Here is a 22,488-nt window from a genome sequence, read left to right on the forward strand (position 1 = left end):
GTGACACCGCCTGACTCCACCAGCGGCGACGACTTTTCGAGCGGCACAGCATCAATCCCGCCGAACAGGACAAAAACAAGATTAACGCAAGTGTATGGTTCGCGGCGTTTGCGCCTGATCTTCAAGTCGTCGCTGAATGCTGCAGTCCAGATTCTCAACGAGTTGAACTCTGGGTGGTCCTAGTGAGCCGAAGTCAAACTGTCCTACGGCTTCCCTTATCCAGTCGACAGTCTTCTCTTGCCACTGCGATGCGGATGTTGCAAAGATTAGTAAGTCGGCGCGAAGAATCTTCGCAGCTCTACACTTTTTGTAGATTTCTCGCAAGTTGCTTCTGCGTCCGTCGACTCCGAGATTTCCCGTGCTCTTGCATTCTGCGACGATGAGATCGTTGTTGATGTGTGCGACGAGGTCAAGTTCGACCTCCGCCACCCCGGCTCGCAGTATCTCGATCTCGTCGATGTCGCACAGTCGGCCCTCGTTTCGCAAGTGTGCGGAGAGAAGAGCAGGAACTTCGCCGTTATTGGCGAGTAGATTGTGGCCGACTGGGTGTAGGTCGTAGAACCAGATCGGTTCGTTGGTACGAGGGATCCATGCCGCGTGGTTCAAACTGTTGACAGATTCACAGCGTTGGCAGGTCCAGCGTTGGCCCAAGTGGTCGACCTGGATGAACTGGGTTCGGTTGCAGACGCTGCACTGCAGGACGTGACCTCTGCGTAGCACGTCCGCGTCGAGGGCCGAGTCGAGCAGGTCTCGTGTCTGTTCGGGGGACAGTTCAAGGGTGAGGTTGTGGACGCCGTCGAAGGTCAGGCAGCCGCGGAGGTTACCAATGCGGATGCCATCGCAAACGTTGTCTCGCACTGGATAGGCATCGGGGGTTGATGTGGCTGTCGGGCGCATCGCACGCATGGCGGCAAGCAGCGGTCCAGAAAACAGATCCACGAACGCGGTGCGACTGCCAAGCATCCGGGTGAGGTGAGCACCGTGATGGCCCGCGGGGCTGGTGCGAACAGTAAGGTCGTTGTCCGCGCAGATCGCTTCGACCCAGTCGCGCAGGCCCAGGTCACGTAGGCAGGGCCGCGCTGTCCTGGCCTCTGCCTGCATACCGGGGAAGACCATGTCGAAGCGCTGGGCTTGGAACGAGGTGCCTGCCCTGCTCGATCTGATCCAGGTCAGCCATTCGTCGGTGGCGGGCGAGCGCAGGTGATGACCGAGAATGCCCTTCCCCACGACCGACGGCGGACCGTCCCATGCGATGTCGACATGGATGGGAAGATCGAGCACGGCGAGGGCGGGATCTGTGAGCAGCGGAGCGGGCAACGGCGCCATCATGGTTCGCGTCCCGGTCGCCGTGGTCGAGACGGGGACGGGGTACGAGGATTCGAACTGGCCAGTCACCCCGAAGTGGACACGTCGACGTTGCCTCCAGTCAAGATCCTCCGGCAAGCAGACTTCTGCCTGCCTCGAACGTCTTTGCCGCGTGGTGTTGGGTTGCGATGGAATCAGACGAGCGGCTTCGCCCGCTAGATCCTCGGCCGGTCGACTGGTCGACGTGAAGACCAGCGGAGCCCCCATTCGACCCGCATGATTTACCAGGGTGCTCAGTTGCAGCTGCACGCGCGCCTCCGCCGTGCTACCTGGTTCCGCAAGTTTGTAAGGCAGCCAATAGCCGTTGCCATGGATCAACTTCCACGATCGGGCCAGGGCAAAGTCCTCTGGTTGATCTCCGAGCACGACAAGCCACGGCACTCGACGGTCGTGGCCTTGGTGGATCACACTCAACCCCGTCAAGGTCCCGTCGTGCGCGCCGGGCAACTCACTGGTCAGAGCTCCGGTGTGGACCCCGTTGAAGAAATGGATCAGTTCACGCGGAAGGTCGTCCCCTCTGCCGCCGAGCAGCCACACGGCGCAGGCTGCGAGGGGGTCCTCATCGAGAACGACCTCGCCGACAGCTCGAACCGGGCGCTCGACAGCACCTACCCAGCCAGCCGCAGCTGCACCCAGCAAACCACCCCACGACGGCGGACACGCCAAGGCGGCTGGCGCCCCGTTTCCGGGAAGCGATTCCTGAGCCGGGCTGTGCTCATCGAGCCAGATATGCACCTCGTCCCAGCCCCGATCGAAATCGGAGAGTTCTAGCGGCCGGCGGTAGCTGGAACAGACCGCGAAGGCTTGCTCCCTTGCCAGCTCATCCTCCGCAGTCGCCCCGACACTCTGATCGTCTGGGGACTCGATCTCAATGAAGTCATTGCCCCCAGCAGTAGCTTGCTTCGGCATCTGTAAATCGCCAACTCGCCAAGGCATCGCCAGCACATGATCAGGGTCGTAGGCGGCACACGCCCGCAACGCGACCGGGTCAACCACACCTGACCGATGCGGTACGAGGGCGAATCCTGCTCCTCCCCACCGTTGACACGACAGGAACGCGGCCCGCCGGACCAGGAACGACCAGTCCGCATGGTCGGCGTCGAACACCACCGCAATCCGCGGTGCGCGCAGTCCCATCCGCACCACCGCGTACGGCTCGCCCATCGAGTCCAGCATCAACCAAGTACATCATTGTGTGTACTCAACCCGAAACCGACACGCGATGCGCGAGGTTGACAATTTTCTTGCCGCGTTGAGCTTCGCCGATAACCCGAGGCGGTTGTTACCTGGATCGGGTTGGTGACCAGCATCTTCGGTACCACACCCGCACCCGGAACGCGAGCCACCGGCCTCCCCGGCTGGACACACACTCCGCCCGCACCCACCGGCATACCGACGACTCCAGTCATTCTGAAAGGAGTCTTAGCGCCTGCCGGGCCTCATCCACACTGTTCATCGACATGCTCGCCATGATTACCACGTCTTCGTTCAGCTGGGCTTGGTGGCGCGGGGGATTGTGATGATGTGGGGGTGGGTTCGTCTGCCGGTCTCGGTGAAGATGGTTTGTGCTTGTTGTGTGAGTTGGTGGAGCAGTTCGGTGGGGGGACTGTTTCGGCGGGCTGTGCGGTGTCGGGGGTCGTCGGGGGCGTTCCAGTGGTCGATGGGGTACCAGCCGATGAGGTAGATGCCGGTGTCGGTGTTGAGGTCGGGGAGGTAGCGGTTGGCGAGTTGGTCTTGTTGTGCTGTGTGGAGGTAGGAGTGCCAGGCGCCTTTGATCTCGATGGGGAGTGTGAGGGTGTCGGTGGTGGTGTCGTTGTGGAGTGGGTTGGCGGTGACGAGGATGTCGGGGCGTTCGCCTGAGTCGCCTGCGTCGGTGGGATGGATCATGACTTCGCGGTTGATGACGACGGGGTGGTGTTGGAGTCTGAGTGTGAGTTGGAGGGTGGTGTAAGCGGCGAGGGCACCTTCGGGTTTGGGGCGCCAAGTGGGTGGTGGTCGGTGTCCTGTGGTGCCGGGTGGGCGGGGTGTGCGTTCGCTGTCCCAGAGGAGGTTGCCGTGGGTGTGGAGGTCGTTTTGGATATCGTGGAGGGTGTCGAGGATGAGCTGGGCCAGTTGGGGTGTGGTGTTGACGATACGGCGGGCGGTGTCGGTGAGGAGGGTGGTCACGTCGGTGTGGCGTAATGGGCTGACGGAGTCGGCGTGGTTGCGGCGGGCGACGATGAGGACGCCTTTGTAGACCTGGCTATCGGGGTGTTCTCGGGTGAGTTCCCGGAGACCGCGGATGGCGTCGTCGGTGCCTCGGCGGGCGAGTTCGGCGAGGATGTCGTGGCTCCACTGGCGGATGCGGTCGTCTGCGGTGAGCGTGTACACGCCTCGGCGGCGGACAGGGGGTGCGGGCTCGACGATCGCGGCGAGCCATCGGTGTGCTTGGAGCAGTGCCCGGTCGGGGAGTTCATCGGCGACGAGTGGGCGGGAGTAGCCGTCCGCGAAGTGTCGGGCCAGTCGGTCGGCGAAGTCGAGGCGCGTGACGATCTGCGCGTGCACACCGCTCCAGTGGCTCCGAGCGTCGGCATGCAGGAGCGCGGAAGCGGCGCACACTGCCAGTCTCAATCGGACATCCGGAAGATCACCCTCAGCGTCGTTTAACGTTGTCAGGGCGGAGTTGATCGCAGCCGGATCGCCAGCGTTTAGTGTTAGGCGGATCAGTTTGGTCCAGGCGGAGAACGCGGCGTCTCGACCTGCCTTTGTGGACGGCAGGACAACCGGTCCAACGGTGACGATGCGGTTGGATTCGGGCTCTGAGCCCGGGTTGTCGACGATCGTGTGTTGTTTGAGGGCGGTGAGTACCTCTGCGGCCAACTCGGCGATCAGTGGGACGAGTGTATGGGGCAGCGGCGGGAGTTGCGGCGGGGTTTGGCTGCGTGACAGGGGCGTCCGGATCATCTGGGCCAGGGCGCTGCCGAGTGCTTCGGGCGCGTGCTGCATCGCCCTTCCCAGCAGGGTGTCGTACATTGCGCTCTCCGACGAGCGCCGCCGCCCAACGTTGTCGAGGATCGCCCCCGCCCAAGCCTCCCAACGTGAGTCGGGAAGGCTGTCCAGTTGTCCTGAGTCGTACAGAAGCGCCAGGGCGGCAAACCCGGCATCGGCTACGTAGCTGACCTTCGGAAGTCCCAGCCAGGTTGACCGGCGGTCGTGCTCGTTGCGCAGGTAGGTGGGTGCTGCTGCGGTCAGTTGTGCGCGCAGGTGCTCTTCGGGCCAGAGGCTGGCGGCGGGGAAAGCAGTGAGCCGCCAAGTGCTGACAGAGGTGTACTGGCCTTTCTCGAGGTCGACGGCGAGGTCTTTCACCAGCGTCCAGAACGCGTTGGTGTCACCGTCGACTGCCGCTTGCAACCTGGTGTTCTGCATCGCCGTGAAGCTGTCGAGCCCGGCCCACGGCCTGTCCTGGCTCCTGCGCATCGCCCTGGCCAGAGAGCTGTCGAGGACGACGGGCTCGTAGACGTGGCGCAGGTGGTCCCATTCCGGGGTGTCTTTGCGCTGGTAGGCGAGATCGAAGGTGCCGCGGTCGGAGAAGTCCCCGATCCGGCCCGCCAGGGATCCCATGGCGTCGGCCATCGCGGAGTCGCCTGACGCGCGGTGGTGGTCGACCCGGCTCAGTGCCCAGGAGAAGTCGTCGTTGTCCAGAAGGTTGATGCGTTCACCCTGCGGTTTCTTGTCTAGCGGGCGTGACACCCAGTTGGCGGGGTGTTTCCAGTGTGCTGTGATCAGGTGTGCGTAGTAGGAGATAAAGCTGTCGGTGCGTTCGACGAAGGACCGCACCAGGGCTTCGGCCAGCGAGCGTCGGAACAGCGCGGTGGTTTCAGCCGGGCAGCTGTCAGCGTCCGCCGCGCTGGCCGCGGACGGCATCGGGAGCCGGTCGGCGGCCTGCATGGCCCACGTGATGACTCGCGCGATGCGCGGCAGGTGTCCGGCCACGTCACGGGCCGACAAGACCCGGTCGATGAGAGGGGCGAGGAAGTCCAGAACAGTCTCCCGGTCGAGAGCCGCCCCTGCCACGGGGCTGATGCCGACGTCCTCGTGGTCGTCGAGGTCGGTGTCTGAGGACCGCCGGTCCAGGTCCACACCGACAACGGTGAGAACGTCCTCGACGTGCTGCACGAGCATGCCGACATCGGCGTCGGCGACACCGGCGACGAACCGGCGCAGCCGCCACTCACTTAGGTGCCCGGCGCTGCCTTCGGGAACGGGAACGATGTGCGGTGCGGCCTCGACGAAGGTCAGGTAGTCCGGCCACAACAGGTCCACGAGTTCCGTGACCAACTCCTGCTGGTCATTACTGGAGTCCGCGCCACCACCATGTGGGCTTGTGCTGTCGGCCAGTGCAAGAGAGACCAGAAGGTCGCGGAGCCGCGGACCGGCTTGTCCGGGACCGGTCTCCATGGCCGCATAGGCGGCACTCCACCGCAGGTCCAGCGGCCACTCAGGCGCCACCGCCACACCGACCAGGGACGGGACCAGTTCCTCGATGCCCGCGTCGTGGGCGAAACGCACCGCAAGCCTCGTCCTGGCCAGTCGCTTGGTGTCGGAAGCGTCGAAGCCGGTGTCCTGGAACACCGCCTGGATCTGTGCTGCCAGGCCGGCGTGGTCGAGCTGCCAGCGAGTCCGCTGCCACGCCCTGTCGGTCAGTTCGATGCTCACCGCGCGGTCCAGCAGGCTCTCGACTAACTGCGCCCGCACGTCGGGACTGGTGAAGTAGGCGCTGTGCGCGGCCAGGCCCTCCGGGTCGGCACGGACAAGCCACCGCGCCTCGCTGGGGGCGTGTGCGAGCAGCCACGCGGCGGTCTCGTGGAGGTAGCCCGGGATGCTGGCCGCGTCGTCCTCGGGCACGGTCACCACGAAGACGCTGGCAAGCTGGCGCTGCGCTGCCTTGCCGTGCCCTCGCAGCCGGGTCGCAAGGTGGAGGGCGGCCAGGTAGGCGGCGAAGGACGAATGCGCGAAAGCCACGCGGTTCTCGCCGGTACGGGTGAACAACGCCGTCCGCAGGGTCTCCTGCACCGCCTGCGGAGTGACCTCGAACCCGCCCGCCCCGCTCGTCTCCCGGCCCCCGCAGGCCGCGTCTGACGGGACGTCGTGTCCGCCCATCCCGGCCCGGTCACCCGTCCACAACGTCCGTTGACCGCACAACAGTATGTACGCGGCGATCCTCGACGCGATCACCAGCCGCTGATCCGCGCTCGTCACCTCGGAATGCTGCCGGTCCCGGTCGGGCTCCTCGAGGAGCCCGGCGACCCCGAGCTCGAATAACCTTGCGGGCCCGCCACCCAACTCCTCCGGACGGTGCCGGTACGCCGCGAGCAGCACCTTCAACGTCAACGGATTGCCCGCCAACACACCTGCCCGGTTCTCCACCACCGCGTCCAGGAAATCCCCGGACGGCACACCCGTGCTCTCCACCAGCCTCGCCGCGTCCTCCCGCCGCAACGGAGCCAGATCCGCCACCAAACACGACGTGAACGCCCCTAGCAGAACCTGCGTCAACCGCGGCGGATACTCGGCAGTACGACACGCCACCAACAACCGCAGTCCGCTCGTGTCACGTCCGGCCAGCGACCTCTCTATCTGACGGGGCAACGTCTGCGGGACCGTGCACTCGTCGAGCTGGTCAAGCACCACCACAAGCTCCGGCCCCGGGCCGTCCCCCTTTGCGGGAAGCGCGGTCAAGTGGTTGGTCAGACACTCACGGATCGACGCAGTGTCCACCAGGTCCGAACCGGTCACCCACACGCACCCGGGCTCGCCCGGCAACGGGGGGAGCGTCCGCTCAGACGCACCCGTCACCGACGCGAACATCGTCGTCTTACCCGCACCAGGCTCGCCTAGCAAGACCAACGCTCCACCATCTCGCAGCGCAGCACCCGCAGGCACCAGCTGGTTCTGCCCGACCACCGAGTCATCTGGCAGAAACCCATCCGCGTCCAGCAGGAACGGTGGATCCCCACCCTCACCGCCCTGACGCACACGAAGTCGCCGCTCGACACGGGCCCCGAAGTCCAAACCGCCTGCCATCCCACACTTATCGCACCAACCTCGCCCAAAACTCTCCCGACACGCCGCGACACCACATCTGGACGACACGACATGCTCCGGTTCCGACTGCCTGCCGTACTGGGTCCGGCAACGGTGGACGCCGCGCCGCGGACGAAACGAACTGATCGGGGTCGGTGCTTTGCGCCCGTGGTCTGCGCCGTCGTGGTGTCCGTGTCAGTCACCCGCGACCGGAACGCTCTCAAGATCGCCTTCGACGGTGTTGTCGTTACTGACCGGCTTCCGGCGAACCACCAGACACCCCCGACCACATGTAGGCGGTCCACAGTCCTTCAGTCGGCTGGATTGCGCTGAGATGTACGCCGATCAACGAACATCCGCTTTGCCGTCAAGCGCGGGCTCAGCCGCATCCGTCCGGAGCCGTTCAGTAGGCAAGCAGCTTCTGGACTCGCGGCGAGCGGAGCTCGAACAACGTCCGAATCTCGGGTGCCCAGGAGGAGCGAAACTGGAGATGCGAGAACACTTGAGCAGACGTCAAGTGCGCCGAGCCGACCGTAACGGGCGTGAGTCAAGAGTGTTGATCTATATTCCCGCAGGTCATGGCTTGATTAGGGCGCCGCTGGGGCCAAGGGTCGCAGGTTCAAATTCTGTCAGCCCGACGGTCTGTGAAAGCGCTCCCGTCTCGGAGTAATCCCAGGTAGGAGGGCTTTCGGCTTTTCTGACCTGATCATGGCTATGATTGTTCCCCGGTCACTTTGGGCCAAATGGGGAACCAGCGGTGTTGGACATGTGTTGGACGGGTCCGACTGAGCGCAGTCGGGGACCGCGCAGGGCTTGCACTGGGCCGAGAGCAGGTCACCCGCATCGGTGATCGCTTGGCGGTTCGGGTGCGGGTATCGGACCAGTGGCTCCTGGCTTAACCTGGCCGAACGCTGGCTGGTTCGCCGAACTGGCCAACTTAGTCATGTGTTCCGACCACTACGGTGCTGCTCACGTGTGGGTCCACGTCCCCCACGGATGTTCTTCTGCACATGCTGCGTCGAGAGCCGCTTCGTCGGGCGCAACCTGATCATGTCTCGGCTCGACGCCGAACCGCCCTCTGCGGTAAAGCATCGGTAGACGGTTGGCCACGGAGGGAGCCAGTGGACAACCTCCGGATCTCAGTGCGATCGCGCAGGTGGGTGTCGGCGGCGTGTGAGGTGGAGCTTGATCAACGAAAGATCGCGGCTTGGAGTCTCGTGGGTGCTGTCCCACCTGCCGTGATGGTGAAAGCTGGCCCTTGCTTTCGCTCGACTGTCGCGGGGCGGCCCCGTTCGGCCATTCGGCTGATGTGCTCCGCGAGCTTTGGAAGTAGATGTCAAGTCACGTACGATCGAATCGGCTCCCGGTCAATGGTGCAGCCGTAGAAAAGCAAGGATCGTCGTTGGGTATATTCGATGATCATGCATGCTTGAACAACAATCAGTTTTAGGAGTCGACAACGCTGATGCGTAGACTTAAAACCTTGTTGCTGGCGATGGGTGTGACAGGTGTCATGGTGGTCGCGCTGGCGTCGCCTGCCCATGCGGCGGTTTACGACAGCTATTTCTCGGGTGTCAGCACCCCGGAGTTCACGAACAGCGGGAATCAGCAGGTGGTGTTGTCCGGGCGGGTGCAGCCCGCGGCTGCCGGGCGGACGGTGAGCCTTTATCGGGTGAACGCCGATGGGACGTCGACGTTCGTCCAGGGAGCCGTGACCGACGCCGCGGGCAACTTCGCGATGACGAGCACCGTGTCGGTCATCACGACTTTCCGCTTCTTCAGCGCGAAGCAGGTCGTGGGCGTGGATACCTACCGGCCTGTCTCCTGGGGCGACTTCACCGTCAAGTCCCTGCGCCTGTGGGACTCGTTCGACTACGGCAGCACCGACCAGATGCAGCCCAAGTGGGCCCTGCGGTCCAACCACCTTGACTACGGGGTCGCCGGACGCGAACACACCAAGGCGTCCTGGGATGCGATCACGTTCGACGGCACGGGCGCCGCGCACTTCGGGTTGGTCGCCGACGGGTTAGGGCCTGACGGGCAGCCGCGTTTCAAGGTTCCGCACATCTCGGCCGGGAACCTGGGAGTCGTCAACGGGCACATCGAGGCACGCATCAAGTTCCATCGACCCAAGGGCGCCCACGGTGCCCTGTGGTGGCAGAGCGGCTACGGGCCGGGTGGCGGTGAGTTCGACGTCGCCGAGTTCTTCGGGGAGCGCCAGACCGGCACCGGCGGCGTCGAGAGCCAGAGGATCCAGCACACCCTTCACACGCCGGATGGCAGTCAGATCCTGGGCAACACTTGGACCGGGGCCGCTGTGGGCAGCCTGCCGGTGTTCCAGGAAAACTTCACCGGTGGGGCCAACGGCAGCTGGTGGAACGACTACCACACCTACTCCGGGTACTGGGCGTCGAACCAGTACGTGTTCTTCATCGACAACCAACGGGTCGGCGCCATCACCGACGCACCTGTCGCGACGGTTCCCGGTGAGGTCCTGCTGAGCCTACTTGTCAACGAGGGCGAAGAGTACGAGACGCTCAAGGCCCAGGGAAGCACGAGCGGCTACCGGATGTCGGTGGACTGGATCCGCGTCTGGCGCTAGCTGTCGCGGGCGCGGCGCCAAGATCCCAGGCGCCGCGCCCAGCTGACGAACTGCTGCCTCGCGTGCGGCTGACAGCCTGCCCGGTCCGCGGGCCAGTCCCCGCGGGCCCGGGGCAGGTCCGGCACCAGCACTCGTGCGGACCCAGCACCGTGATGACCACGACGACGAGTTCGCCATCAGGGTCGCGCTCGGGACCGAGCGAGGTAGAGCCAAAGTGGAGGCGCAAGCGGTCAAGAAACGACACACCGAGATCTGAACTCCAGAGCCCGACGGTCTGTCGTGGCTGGCTGCTCTTGTGGGCTTGACCCGTTTTGACGGACATCTGAGATCAGGGGACACGTGTCCTCGGAGGGATGTCCCATCATGGAGCCCATGGGCAGGAAGAAGCGGCGGCCTCGGCGGTCGTTCACCCCGGAGTTCAAGGCCGAGATCGTGGAGCTGTGCGGGCGGGGTGACCGGTCGGTGGGTCAGGTCGCGGAGGACTTCGACCTGACCGAGACCGCGGTGCGGCAGTGGGTCGTGCAGGCCGAGCGCGACTCCGGGACCCGCGCCGACGGGTTGACCACCGACGAGCGGGAGGAACTCGCGAGGCTGCGGCGGGAGAACCGCCGATTGTCGGAGGACGTGGAGATCCTTCGGCGTGCCACGGCTTTCTTCGCGAAGGAGATCCGGTGAACGTGTACCCGTTCATCGAGGCGGAGCGAGCGGGCGGTGGCAACGTCCAGCGGGCGTGCACACTGCTGAAGGTCTCCCGGTCCGCCTACTACGCCCACCGCACCGTCGCGCCCACCGCCCGCGCGCAACAGGAGACCGACCTGAGCGCGCGGGTCGTCGCGATCCACGACGAATCCAAGGGCACCTACGGCGCACCCAGGGTGCACGCCGAGCTGCGAGCCCGGGGGCATTGGCATTCTCGTAAACGCGTCGCCCGACTGCTGCGGCAGGCCGGACGGGCGGGACGCGCGCCGAAGCGGTGGCGCACCACCACCGTCCCCGACCCCGCAGCGACCGTTCCGACGGACCTGATCCGACGCGATTTCGCCTGCGCCGCAACGGATATCGACACACGATGGTGCGGGGACATCACCTACATCCACACCTGGGAGGGGTGGCTCTACCTGGCCACCGTCATCGACATCGCCTCACGACGCGTGGTCGGCTGGGCCACCGCGGACCACCTGCGCACCGACCTCGTCGCCCGGGCCCTGGACAACGCCGTGCGCCAACGGCGCCCCGAGCCCGGCGTGATCTTTCACTCCGACAGGGGCTGTCAATACACGTCCGCCCAACTCGCCACCCTTGCCGACGACCTGAACGTGCGATTGTCGGTCGGCCGCAAGGGCCAATGCTGGGACAACGCCGACGCCGAATCGTTCTTCGCCACCATCAAAACCGAACTGCTCGACCCACAGCCTTGGCCCACCAGGACCATGGCACACAAGGCGATCTTCGAATACATCGAGGGCTGGTTCAACACCCGCCGCCTGCACTCCAGCCTCGGCTACCTCAGCCCCGCCGCCTACGAAGCCACCCGACACCACCCGGTGGACCGGGTAGCCTGACCACACTCATCGACCCTGTCCGTCAAAACGGGTCAACCCCACCTTGGTGGGTCTCGATCCGGCTCGGCGATCGACGCACCAAAGGTGCTGTGGGGTGCCTGCCAGCGAATCACCCGACTCGGACGGTCAGAGGTACCGCTGCGCGAACCAGATGATCAGCGCGATGCACGGTCCCGCGGCCAGTTCGACCACCGTGATGACCGCGGCCGTCTGGTTGCGCTCACGGAGCCTGCGGAAGTCCCTCACCCACTGGGTGATGGCCGCGCATGACGCCATCAGGCCGAGGGTCGGAGCCACCTCCCAGAGGTACAGGAGCGCCAGTGTCAGTGCCGCCATCGCTGCGCCGTGTGCGATGTCGGCGGGCAGTTCCTTGACTCCCTCCCAGAGGGTGCCGCCGATGTAGCGGAGCCTGTCGGCCCAGCGGGACCAGAACCCTGTGCGCGGGCGCACCTTGGTCCTGCGGGCGGCGGCCACCGCTGCCCGCGCGAGAGCCAATCGCGCCTCGCGGCTCACCGGGTGCTCGTCCACGCCGTCGAGTATCCGGACCTGGGCCGCCCCGGGGCGCGAAAGCGCGGAGATCACCCGTTCGGCCGCGCCATGCGCGGGCCCTGCCCTGGGGGCGCGGTGACCGTTGGGGCAACCCGGGGTGATCGGCGGTTGGTCCCGTCCCGAGCGTGTTCGGCGTGGGCTCGGTGTGGACGAAGGTGGTTCAAGCGCGAGGCGAGGGCCCCCTTCGCTGCCGGCTGCTGAAGGTCAGCGTCCATGGGCACGAGAGATCCCGCTTCTCGCGTTGGCGGGCACCTCGGGTGGTGCGTCGTGACCGCCGTGCTGGACCGCTGTGAGAGCGTCCCGACGGTCACCTCGACCGAGCCTGGCCCGGCGCCGGTCGTAACCAGTACATAAGAAGCCGCTGACTGAGGTGATCTCACCAACGGCGATCCCAGCGATGAGAACTCAGCGGAGTTCGTAAACGCTCAGCAGAGCACGGAAGCCCGGAAGACGAAGGACGGGGAACCCCTGGTAGGACTGGATTTGCGAAGATCAAATCCTGACCAGAAGGCTCCCCGTGATCACCTATCGTGCCACACTCGACGTGCCCCGCGAACTCGCCCAGTACCTGGGCCGCCTGCTCCACGCCGAACGCCGCGAACGCGGCACTCGCAAGGGTGTCAGAGCGCTGACCTGCTACGGACAGGCGGTACTGGGGCTGCGCTGGTTCCGCCAGAACACCGACATCACCGCACTGGCCCGCGACCACAGCATCTCCCGCGCCACCGGCTACCGCTACCTCGACGAGGTCATCACCGTGCTCGCCGAGCAGGCCCCGGAATTGCACGAAGCCCTGCAACAAGCCAAGAACGAGGGACTCGCCCACATCATCCTCGACGGCAAGATCTTCTCCACCGACCGCCTCGCCGAGAAGACCACCAGCGTGAAAGGCGAACAGATCGACCGCTGGTACTCCGGCAAAGCACGCGAACACGGCGGCAACATCCAAGCTCTGATGGCACCCAACGGTGTCCCGCTATGGATCAGCGACGTCGAACCCGGCTCGGCGCACGACCTGACCGCGGCCCGCGAGCACGTGCTGGGCGCCCTGCACCGGGCCGCCTCCCAACTCGACCTGCCCACCCTGGCCGACAACGGCTACGACGGGGCGGGCATCGGCGTGTTCACGCCGGTCAAGCAGCCTGCGGATGGCCAGGTACTCGACATCGACACTCGCACCTACAACGCCCTGCTACGCGGCTTGCGCTACACGTCCGCCACATGTACCTGCCAGCCGGGGTTCATGGAACCTGCATCCAGCAGGAACCACCTTTGATCACTGTGGTCGCGGACAGGACGTCTCAGGGCACCGGCACCCCGCACGTCCGCAGCTTTCCAGCAACAGCGTTATCGACGGCTTTCGACGGCCGCAAAACGGCGACCTCTTGACGTCAGGGTCTGCAGTGGCGGTGACGACGATCGTTGCGCGGCTTCAACTCGGTTCGGACTGCCGATAGTGGTCGATAGCTCAACTACGACTCAGCTTTACCTCGCCCAAGAGACAACCCTATTAGGGCTCCCTCCAATGTGAACGAAATTCTTGATCTTGGTGCACTAGGCTCCGCTTTGCTTGTCGGTGGGATTCGTGGGGAGGACGGGCCGAGTATGGAGGACGCGCGGCGGGCCGCTGTCGTGGAGTTTTGGCGGACCGTGGAGATGTTCAGCCCGCAGCAGGTGCCCAAGGTGGACCGCGGTCAGCGGGTGTACGCGGTGGTGCCCGGCGAGCCGTTGCCGTGGGAGCCCGGACACCCGCTGGCCAAGCACAAGCTGACCGCCTACCAGGCGTGGCGGCATGTGGTGTACCTGGGCGTGTTCCCACTGGAGAAGGTGTTCGAACTGGTGGCGTCGGCATTCACGCCCGACCCGGACAGCTACGACGAACGCCCGGGCGGGGAGAGCGCGTTGGCCGCGTTCGCCGTCGACGGGGACGGGCGGGCGGTCGCCGACTCCCTCGTGCTGTCGAGTTGCGCGTGGGCGACCGGCAAGGTGATGGCGGAAGGCCCCGGAGAGCAGGACTGGGCCGCCGACTTCAACAAAGCCGCCGAACAGCACCAGCACACCTGGTGGCGGCTGGTCACCAGCAAGCGGCCCTGGGGCGAGGACGACGACGGCACTACGTCGACAAGCCGGGAGACGCTAGAACTCGGCCGCTCCCGACTCGCCGACACGCTAGCCGCCGCCGTCGAGGCCACCGGTCTGGACGGACTGCTGCCGTGCTCGCGCATCCGCGTGCAGAGCACGATCGTGGCCAGGCGCAACGCCGACAGCACCGGCGGGCACGACTTCCTCAACAGCTTCGTCATGGCCGACCTCGACCGGGTAGCCGGGCACGTAGCGCGCGGCGAGGCGGGCGCGGCCCTGGGCCGGTACCTGCGGCCCGTCGACCGCGTGCCGGTCGACCGGCGGGTGGACGTGCGCGAGCGGGTGGCCGATGTCTTCGCCGAGACCGCCCCCGACCGGGTGCCTGCCGGACGGTGGCCCGCCAACACCGGACACGCCCTTGCCTTGAACCAGCAGCTGGCCGTCAACCGCGCCCTGGGGATGCCGGAGCCCGGGGTGGTCGGGGTGAACGGGCCGCCCGGGACCGGGAAGACGACGATGCTGCGCGACCTCGTCGCGGGCCTGCTCGTGGCGCGGGCGCGGGCGTTGGCGACGCTGCGGAGCCCGGACGAGGCGTTCACCGCCACCACCCACCGCTGGCGGACCGGGAAGTACCCGCGATCGGTGGAGGTGCTGCGCCCGGACCTGACCGGGTTCGAGATCGTCGTCGCCTCGGCCAACAACGGCGCGGTCGAGAACATCACCGACGAGATCCCGGGAGCGGCCGCCGTTGACGAGTCCTGGCGCGAGGCCGCCGAGGCCGTCGACTACTTCCCGCACGTGGCCGCGTCGCTGCTGGCCTCCGACGACGGCACACCCGCGCCCGCGTGGGCGCTGGTCGCCGCCCGGCTGGGCAACAAGGCGAACCGCACCCGGTTCGTGCAGAAGTTCTGGTACCACGAGAACAAGGAGGACACGACCGACCCGGCAACCGGTCTGCTGCACGTCCTCCAGGGGTACGCGGCGTCGTCGTCCGAGCGCTCGTGGGCGGCGGAGACTGCCCTGTTCCGCGACGCCGAGGCCGCGGCGGAGCGGATGCGCCTACGACGGCAGGCGCACTACGAGTCCGCTCTTCGGCTGGCGGAAGCCGTGTCCGCCCAGCGCGCTGCCGAGCACGCCGCACGACTCTGCGACGACGAGGTGGCCGCCGCGGCCAAGGACGCGGCGTCTGCCGACGCCGCGTTGCGCCACCAGCAAGAAGAAGCCGACCGCGCTCTGCGGGCGTTCCGCGCGGAGGCTCGGCGGCGCATGGACGCGGACACGGAGCGGGCCGAGGGCAGGGTGCGGTGGTGGCGGGTCGAGCTGGCCGCCCGGCAGGAGGCGGCCGCGCGGCACGAGACCACCGCACCGGGATTCCTTGACTGGCTACGCTCCTGGGGCGCGGTCCACCGCGAGTGGCGGCGGGTGCGGGCGGCGCTCGCCCACGCCGTCGCGGAGGCCAACCACCAGCTTACGACCGCCCACCACGTGCCGCCGCCTCCGCAGGACCCGCTGCCGCCGGAGTCGCTGCACGCGGCGACCGCCGCCGCTGAGGCCGCGCGGCGTCGCGCGGTGGCCGCGGCCCGCGCGCGGCAGGACGCCGCGATCCGTCTCGCGTCCGCCCGGGAACTCGTGGACCGGTCAACCCAAGAAGTCGCCGGTTTCCCCGACCTCGGCGCGCACGCCCCGGACGCGGCCTGGTGGGGCGACCGGGAGCGGCGGGAACGGGCCGCACTGTGGACCGACTCGGAGTGGAATCAGGCCCGCACCGAGGTCCTCCTCGCGGCCTTGCGGCTGCACAAGGCCTTCCTGCGGCACGTGGCCCCCCGCATGCGGCGCAACCTCCAAGCCGCCATGGACGTGGTCGGCGGGGAGGCGCCGCGCGACCTCGACCCCGGCCACGCCTTGGCCGCTTGGCAGCACCTGTTCCTTGTCGTGCCGGTGGTGTCGACGACCTTCGCCTCGTACGCGCGGCTGTTCGGTCATTTGCGCGAGGAGTCGCTCGGGTGGCTGCTGGTTGACGAGGCCGGGCAGTCCACCCCGCAGAACGCGGTGGGGGCGTTGTGGCGGACCCGGCACGCCGTGGTCGTCGGCGACCCGTTGCAGCTGGAACCGGTGACTACGCTGCCGTTCAAGGCCGAGCAAGCGATCCGCGCGGAGACGGCGGTGGCCTGCGAGTGGTCGCCCAGCTCCACGTCCGTGCAGCGCCTCGCCGACCGGCAGACCGAGTTCGGAACCCTGCTGTCCGACGGCGAGGAGACCACGTGGGTCGGCGCCCCGCTGACCGTGCACCGGCGCTGCGACCAGCCCATGTTCGCCATCGTCAACCAGGTCGCCTACGACGGGCTGATGATCGACGGCACCGCCCCCGGCCCGGGCCGGGCGTTCGCCGAGCGCTATCCGAGCCTGCCGCCGTCGAAGTGGATCGACGTGACCGGCGGTGTCGCCCGAGGCCACTGGATCCCCGAGGAAGGCCACCAGCTCGACAAGATCCTCGCCGCGCTGGTGACACTGCGATTCGACATGCGCAAGGTGATGGCCGTCGGCCCGTTCCGCGACATCGCCCGCGAGCTGCGCTCTCGCACCACCCGCCACCCCGGCCTGACCGCAGGCACCATCCACACCGCACAGGGCAAACAAGCCGACATCGTCGTCCTAGTCCTCGGCGGCGACCCGGCGAAACCCGGCTCCCGCCGCTGGGCCGCCAGCAAACCCAACCTCCTCAACGTCGCGGTGAGCCGCGCCAAGCACCGCCTCTACGTCATCGGAGACCGCGCAGCCTGGTCATCCAACCGCTACTTCGACGTACTCGCCGCCAACCTTCCGCACAGCCACCCTGTGGGCGACCATCCGAACAATCCATCACAAGCGTTCGATTTACCCTAGAAAGGGATGTCCCCGCGGTCAGGGACTTTCGCCACCACACACCGCCGAAGCGCGTGACCCCGCCTGGCGCATGCTGCGGGAAGAAACCCGATTAACTCCCCAACTATCCGTCCAACGACCGCGCCACCGTCCGTCGCCTCGGGGCCTTGTCGACTATATGGTGATCAACTACTGAGCGGCGCAGACGACATTGCGAGGTGCTGATGGCAGTCAACCCGACCCAGGAGCAGGAAGCCGCCCGGCAGATCTTCGTAGAAGGGCGCGACCTGGCCTTGGTGGCGGGGGCCGGGACCGGCAAAACCTCCACACTCCAGTTGATGGCAGAGTCGACTACCAGGTCGGGCATCTACGTCGCGTTTAACAAGTCCATAGCGGTGGAGGCGGCCAGGCGGTTCGGTCCGAACGTCAAGTGCAGCACCGCGCACGCGCTCGCCTACCGCGCGGTAGGCGACGCTTACCGGGAGCGCCTGCGGAACCAGCAGAGAGTTCCCGCCCGGCGTACCGCCCAGTTGCTTGGCATCCGCCGGGATCTCCGCATCGGCTCACACCCGGTCACAGTGAACCACCAAGCCCGCTTGGTGATGGGCATGGTCCGCAGGTTCTGCTACTCCACTGACCGGCAGGTGATGTCACGGCACATGGAACTCGTGAACGGACTCAGCGGACCGCAGCGGGACGAACTGGCGCGGGAACTGCTGCCGTACGCCCAGCGAGCCTGGGAAGACGTCCGCTCGACGAGCGGGAGGCTGCGGTTCGAGCACGACCACTACCTCAAGATGTGGGCGCTGCGCGGCCCCCGACTTCTCGGTGACTTCATCATGCTGGACGAGGCGCAGGACACCAACCCGGTATTGGAGGAAGTCTTCCTCAACCAGGACGCGCAACGGATCTGCGTCGGCGACCCGGCCCAGCAGATCTATGCCTGGCGCAACGCCCGCGATGTGATGTCCGGATTCCCCGCCGAGTCACTGCGGCTCACCGAGTCTTTCCGGTTCGGGCCTCAGATCGCGCACGAGGCCAACCGCTGGCTGCGGTACGCGGAGTCGCCGATGCGGCTGACTGGGCGCGGTCCGGCGGCGTCCCGCATCTGTGAAATCCTCCGACCAGACGTCGTCCTGTGCAGGGGCAACGCCGACGCCATGCGGGAGGTGATGGATTTCCTGGACCATGGGGTTCCCGTGGCACTCACCGGAGGGGGCGACGCTATCAAGCGTGTCGCCGAAGCCGCAGGGGAGCTGAAAAGTGGAAAACGGACCAGTCATCCTGAATTGTTCCTGTTCGCATCCTGGGGAGAGGTCCAGGACTACGTCGAGAACGACCAGGCTGGCCAAGATCTCAAGGCCATCGTGAAACTGGTCGACAAACACGGCCCCGAAAAGCTCATCAAAGCAGTCGACCTGCTCGCCACCGAGGAAACCGCCCACGTGTCGGTGTCGACAGCGCACAAGGCCAAAGGCCGGGAGTGGGACCGTGTCCGTATCGGCCCCGGCTTCGACGCCCCGCCCGTCACCGAGGACGGCGTCCAAGCGGCTCTCCACCCCGCGGAAGCCCGCCTGATCTACGTGGCGGTCACGCGCGCCCGACTCGAGGTCGACCTCCGGGGACTCTCCTGGATCGACAAGTACGAGAAGGCGATATCCGGCGCCGCGTTGCCACTGGCCTCGCTCAGCCTCACCGGGCAACTCCGACACGATGAGTCACCCGTGGCCCGCTTCATGGCCCGCCATCTCCCGAACACGCTCACCTTGCACCAAGACTGCCAGCGGCACCTGGCCGGACTGCCACATCCGATACAACCGGTGGACGTGCAGTACCCCGACTGGTCGGGTTTGGGTCACACGGTGGACTACCGGCTTCGCCTGTCTTTCGGCGGCACGCTGGGACCGGCCGTCGCCGCCGGTGTCCAATTGCTCGCCGAACCGGGGCGTATCGCAGTCGGACCAGGACGGAAAGCGGTAGTGAGCGCAGGCCAAGTCCTGCTGGCAACAGTCGACCGCTACCTCGAGAACCCGACCTTGATGACCGACGAGGCGATGACCCGCATGTGTTACGTCGCAGCCGCCTTTGAGAGCGTGTACCGCACCGGTCAGCTCCGGCGGAACAGCCTGCTTGCGGCAGCGGACGTCGAGACCACCTTGGGTACTCTCATGACCGCCGTGCCCGACTACGTAGTCGAGGACATCCGCGCCCAAATGAAGCTGGCCGACCGCGCCCTGCGCGATTTCCGAGCGCTCCCATCAGGGGCCTCGGTGTGCGGCCCTGTCTTCACCGGCAGCGCCGACGTTCCCGCTGATGCTGATCTCATCCTCAACGGCCTCCTGATGGACTGCAAATCCACAAAGGATCCGAGACGAATCGGCCGAGAGGAACTATATCAACTCGCTGGCTATCTCTTGCTCGACTACGACGACCAATATCACATCAAACACGTCGGTCTTTATTTTTCCCGACAAGGCGGCTTGATCACCTGGCCGGTTTCAGAGTTTCTCCAGAAGCTCAACACAAAAGCACCCCTCAGCCTCCTACGCAAGCAATTTCGTACGGAACTCCGCGCGGAACTCAAGGCGCAGGGCATGTTGTCGCGACCCTGACACCAAGATGATTGGGCGAGGCAAGCGAAAATTCTAGTGAGGCGGTTGATCCGCCACTTCTTCGTACCGGGTTTGACCTGGCCCACGAGGCCCAGGCTTGCGTGTTCTCCCTTTTATACTTCTCATGTGGGCGGAGTCCAGCAGCGCCCCGGACAGGTCGAGCAGCCCATATTCGCGCATTCTCCAGGATTTCCCAGTGCAGGCAGGCGAACACCCTAGCCTGCGCCCAGATCGTGAACCGACGGTGCGCCGTCGACCTCGCTGCCGGAGACGGCGGCAATGCCACACACGCACCCCACCACGCGCATCCTGACACCAGCACGTACACACAATCGCGGCGAACGCGGCCTCATCAGCGATGTTCTGCGTCCCACCACCGTGGGACGCACACCCGAAGACGGCAGCAACGGCAGCGCCAGATCCCACAAACCCGGCGACACGACCTACGACCCCTAACTATGATCAATCAACGAACGGCCACCGCATTGGACACGCTTCAAGCATCGGTTTCATGGCGTACCGCCAGGCAAGAAACTACCACCCCCCAAGTGTTGCACCTGCTTGCCATCTCGATATGCCCGATATAGGTTGGATCCAACTAATGATCTTGAAGTGGGGAGCGGCATGCTCAAGTTGTTGACGATCGGCGTCGCCATGACACTTTCAACTTCCGTTGTGACGGCCTGCACCACAGAACAGGCGATCGTATCGGTCAAACCTTTGGAGGCGGAACCGCGTCAATGGGCGGGTCCAGTGACTCAAGAAGGCATACTTTATGGCGCTGACCAGCATCTTGAGGGATGGGACGGCGGTTATGTCACCGGTGTCGGGTCAGGTCGAGGGGTGTTCGCTTTGGCCGTATCGTCGGATGGTCGAGAGTGGCGGGAGGTCACACTGGAAGGTGCGATCGATCTCGCGGTGCTTCGCCCGGTCGCAGCCCACGGCTCGCAAGCGTATGCGCTGGGTTGGACGTCGGAGGCGTTGACCGTATGGCGGACCGAGGATGGGCGCACGTGGCAGGCTGAGACGTTGAGCCTGGGATCGACCCACTTCGATGTGGGTCATGCAGAGAAGATGTCTTTCACGATTGCCGCCGGGCCTCAAGGGGTGGTCGTGGCTGGCAGCTACGATTTTTATCCCCCAGAAGGGGTTGGCGCCCTTGTCTGGCATTCACCCGACGGAAAGACTTTCCGCCCGGTTGTCATCCCAGGTTCGACCGACAGTTCGTTTTTCGGTGATGTCAAGGTGAGTGCGATCGCTGAGGGTTTTCTCGCAACAGTGGGGTCCGGACGTGAACTATATCAATCGAGAAACGGTCTGAACTGGGTGCGGATACCCATATCATGGGAAGGCGAACTGATTGAATACGCGGCCGCTTCAGGCCCTCGGCTAGTTGTCTTTACCAGATCGTATAAGACTCTGAAATACACGCCCCGCTACCTGATCGACGGGACGTGGCATAACGCCACTCTGGATCCGGGCCGCTTGCCGGACGCCGGCGTGGTGCCCGCGACAGAACACGAGGTAGAAGTGGTACGTCAATGGGGCAGCGGCTTTATCGCCCTGGGACACGTCCGACTCGGCGAGGGCGTCACGACATCGGCGATGGTGTGGCATTCGCGCGACGGGATCAAGTGGAACCGCATGCCGGTGAGGAGCAACGGGTTCGACCGGGTCTGGACGTTCATGGACCTCGCCGTCCGCGGTGGAGAAGCCATGATCACCGGCTACTCGTATGACGGGACCACGGAGTGGCTACACACGTGGAACGCCGCCGTTCCGATTCCGTGAGCTTGTGTCGACGACAGAACAACCGGGCCAACCGCAGTGCGGCGTCGAATCTTCAAGCGGGCTGCTCAGCAGGACGGGACCCACACGCGGTTTTGCAAGTCTGGGCAGAACGTCCGCAAGCCGGTGACCGAAGCGGTCCGAAATGGTTTTCCGGAGTCGTCGACGACCAGTTCACCCTTCTTATCCCCGGACGTCCACTTTATGATTAGCTGCCAGTCGACGAGACCGGTTTCGACCGCAGGGGTTATCACGAACTGTTCTGGTTCCGTCTCATCGACACGGTACGGCCCAGGAGTGGTCCCCTGTTCGACTGACATAACAGGTTCATCAGCATCCAGGTCCACGGAATACAAGCGGGGAACCACTCCCTCCTGGCACCCCAACGGCAGGTAGAGCGCGTCGCTCAACGGCGCTCTACCGAGTACCTGGACCCGGATCTCCTGAATCACGACAGACGTCTTGGAAAGGCCCTGCACGGTCACAGTGACCTGGCCACCGCTGCTGACGGTCCCGCCTGCGGGCGGGACCGTGCGGCTATACGGGACTGCCTTGTCCCCAGGCGAGTTCACGACCCACCCTGAACGGCATGCAACCGGCGACTGCTCAGCCACCGCCGCAACCATCTGCCCGTCACGCTCGGGCACCGGAGTCAACGTCTGCTGCCCGGCTTCACCGTGGAACAGCACCACGACCACAAGTGCGACTATCAACATCGCCACGACAGCCACCACAGCCCACAAGCCGCGGCGCTCATGGGAAACCTTGACGTGGACATCACGCGCCGAGCGAGTCTGGACGACCGTGTCCGGACTGCCTACCACGTTGTTGTGCGTCGAGTTCTGCGCACCAGGCTGCTCAATGATGACAGCACAGTACCGGACCAAGATCGGTATGAGTGCGGATGGCAAGAGGTTGTACACACGGTTGGCAGTGATGACGCAGGTGCGCCCGACTCTGTCGCGACGGTCCAACAGCCGCAGGACGGCCCTCCAGTCGTCAG

11 protein-coding genes are annotated in these 22,488 nt (G+C 65.6%); 7 read left to right on the top strand and 4 right to left on the bottom strand.

Translation table 11 applies throughout. The features are described from left to right. Positions 1–81 precede the first annotated feature (81 nt). Entirely contained in the window at positions 82–2,529 is a 2,448-nt protein-coding gene (locus tag ACTG9Q_RS28665) for a hypothetical protein (protein ID WP_455576033.1), read from the bottom strand. A gap of 324 nt (positions 2,530–2,853) precedes the next feature. Continuing rightward, positions 2,854–7,140, bottom strand: a complete 4,287-nt coding sequence (locus tag ACTG9Q_RS28670) for an NACHT domain-containing protein (protein ID WP_455576034.1) — start codon at positions 7,138–7,140, stop codon at positions 2,854–2,856. Between the two features lie 1,771 nt (positions 7,141–8,911). Here ACTG9Q_RS28670 and ACTG9Q_RS28675 point away from each other — a divergent pair. The 3 genes from ACTG9Q_RS28675 to ACTG9Q_RS28685 all read left to right on the top strand — a co-directional run bounded on the left by ACTG9Q_RS28675 (position 8,912) and on the right by ACTG9Q_RS28685 (position 11,592). Continuing rightward, positions 8,912–10,030, top strand: coding sequence for a glycoside hydrolase family 16 protein (locus ACTG9Q_RS28675; RefSeq protein WP_455576035.1), 1,119 nt, complete (start codon positions 8,912–8,914; stop codon positions 10,028–10,030). Between the two features lie 372 nt (positions 10,031–10,402). Continuing rightward, positions 10,403–10,705 (top strand): transposase, encoded by a 303-nt coding sequence (locus tag ACTG9Q_RS28680; RefSeq protein WP_455576036.1) that lies wholly within the window; start codon positions 10,403–10,405, stop codon positions 10,703–10,705. Then, entirely contained in the window at positions 10,702–11,592 is an 891-nt protein-coding gene (locus tag ACTG9Q_RS28685) for an IS3 family transposase (protein ID WP_455576037.1), read from the top strand. The genes ACTG9Q_RS28680 and ACTG9Q_RS28685 overlap by 4 nt, the downstream gene beginning before the upstream one ends. Before the next feature lie 126 nt (positions 11,593–11,718). Here ACTG9Q_RS28685 and ACTG9Q_RS28690 read toward each other — a convergent pair whose 3' ends face one another. After that, positions 11,719–12,120, bottom strand: coding sequence for a hypothetical protein (locus ACTG9Q_RS28690; protein ID WP_455576038.1), 402 nt, complete (start codon positions 12,118–12,120; stop codon positions 11,719–11,721). Between the two features lie 538 nt (positions 12,121–12,658). Here ACTG9Q_RS28690 and ACTG9Q_RS28695 point away from each other — a divergent pair. The 4 genes from ACTG9Q_RS28695 (at position 12,659) to ACTG9Q_RS28710 (ending at position 21,488) form a co-directional block, all read left to right on the top strand. Next, positions 12,659–13,417: a transposase family protein gene (locus ACTG9Q_RS28695; protein WP_455576039.1), complete on the top strand. Its 759-nt coding sequence runs from the start codon at positions 12,659–12,661 to the stop codon at positions 13,415–13,417. 380 nt (positions 13,418–13,797) lie between these two features. Then, entirely contained in the window at positions 13,798–17,106 is a 3,309-nt protein-coding gene (locus ACTG9Q_RS28700; protein ID WP_455576069.1) for an AAA domain-containing protein, read from the top strand. Positions 17,107–17,309: 203 nt separating this feature from the next. Further along, on the top strand, positions 17,310–19,697 hold the full coding sequence (locus ACTG9Q_RS28705; RefSeq protein WP_455576040.1) for a UvrD-helicase domain-containing protein: 2,388 nt from the start codon (positions 17,310–17,312) through the stop codon (positions 19,695–19,697). Between the two features lie 624 nt (positions 19,698–20,321). After that, the gene (locus ACTG9Q_RS28710) at positions 20,322–21,488 is read left to right on the top strand and encodes a hypothetical protein (protein ID WP_455576041.1); all 1,167 of its coding nucleotides are present in this window, start codon (positions 20,322–20,324) and stop codon (positions 21,486–21,488) included. Positions 21,489–21,553: 65 nt separating this feature from the next. On the opposite strand, the gene ACTG9Q_RS28715 is transcribed toward ACTG9Q_RS28710, so the two are convergent. Beyond that, positions 21,554–22,408: a hypothetical protein gene (locus ACTG9Q_RS28715; protein ID WP_455576042.1), complete on the bottom strand. Its 855-nt coding sequence runs from the start codon at positions 22,406–22,408 to the stop codon at positions 21,554–21,556. Positions 22,409–22,488: the final 80 nt, after the last annotated feature.

It is taken from the genome of Actinokineospora lacus, from assembly GCF_053813445.1.

What these genes read in the sequence shown, in the direction of transcription:
- ACTG9Q_RS28665 (WP_455576033.1), bottom strand. Translation starts at nt 2,529, where the DNA reads ATGGGCGAGCCGTACGCGGTGGTGCGGATGGGACTGCGCGCACCGCGG.
- ACTG9Q_RS28680 (WP_455576036.1), top strand. Translation starts at nt 10,403, where the DNA reads ATGGGCAGGAAGAAGCGGCGGCCTCGGCGGTCGTTCACCCCGGAGTTC.
- ACTG9Q_RS28700 (WP_455576069.1), top strand. Translation starts at nt 13,798, where the DNA reads ATGTTCAGCCCGCAGCAGGTGCCCAAGGTGGACCGCGGTCAGCGGGTG.
- ACTG9Q_RS28705 (WP_455576040.1), top strand. Translation starts at nt 17,310, where the DNA reads ATGGCAGTCAACCCGACCCAGGAGCAGGAAGCCGCCCGGCAGATCTTC.
- ACTG9Q_RS28710 (WP_455576041.1), top strand. Translation starts at nt 20,322, where the DNA reads ATGCTCAAGTTGTTGACGATCGGCGTCGCCATGACACTTTCAACTTCC.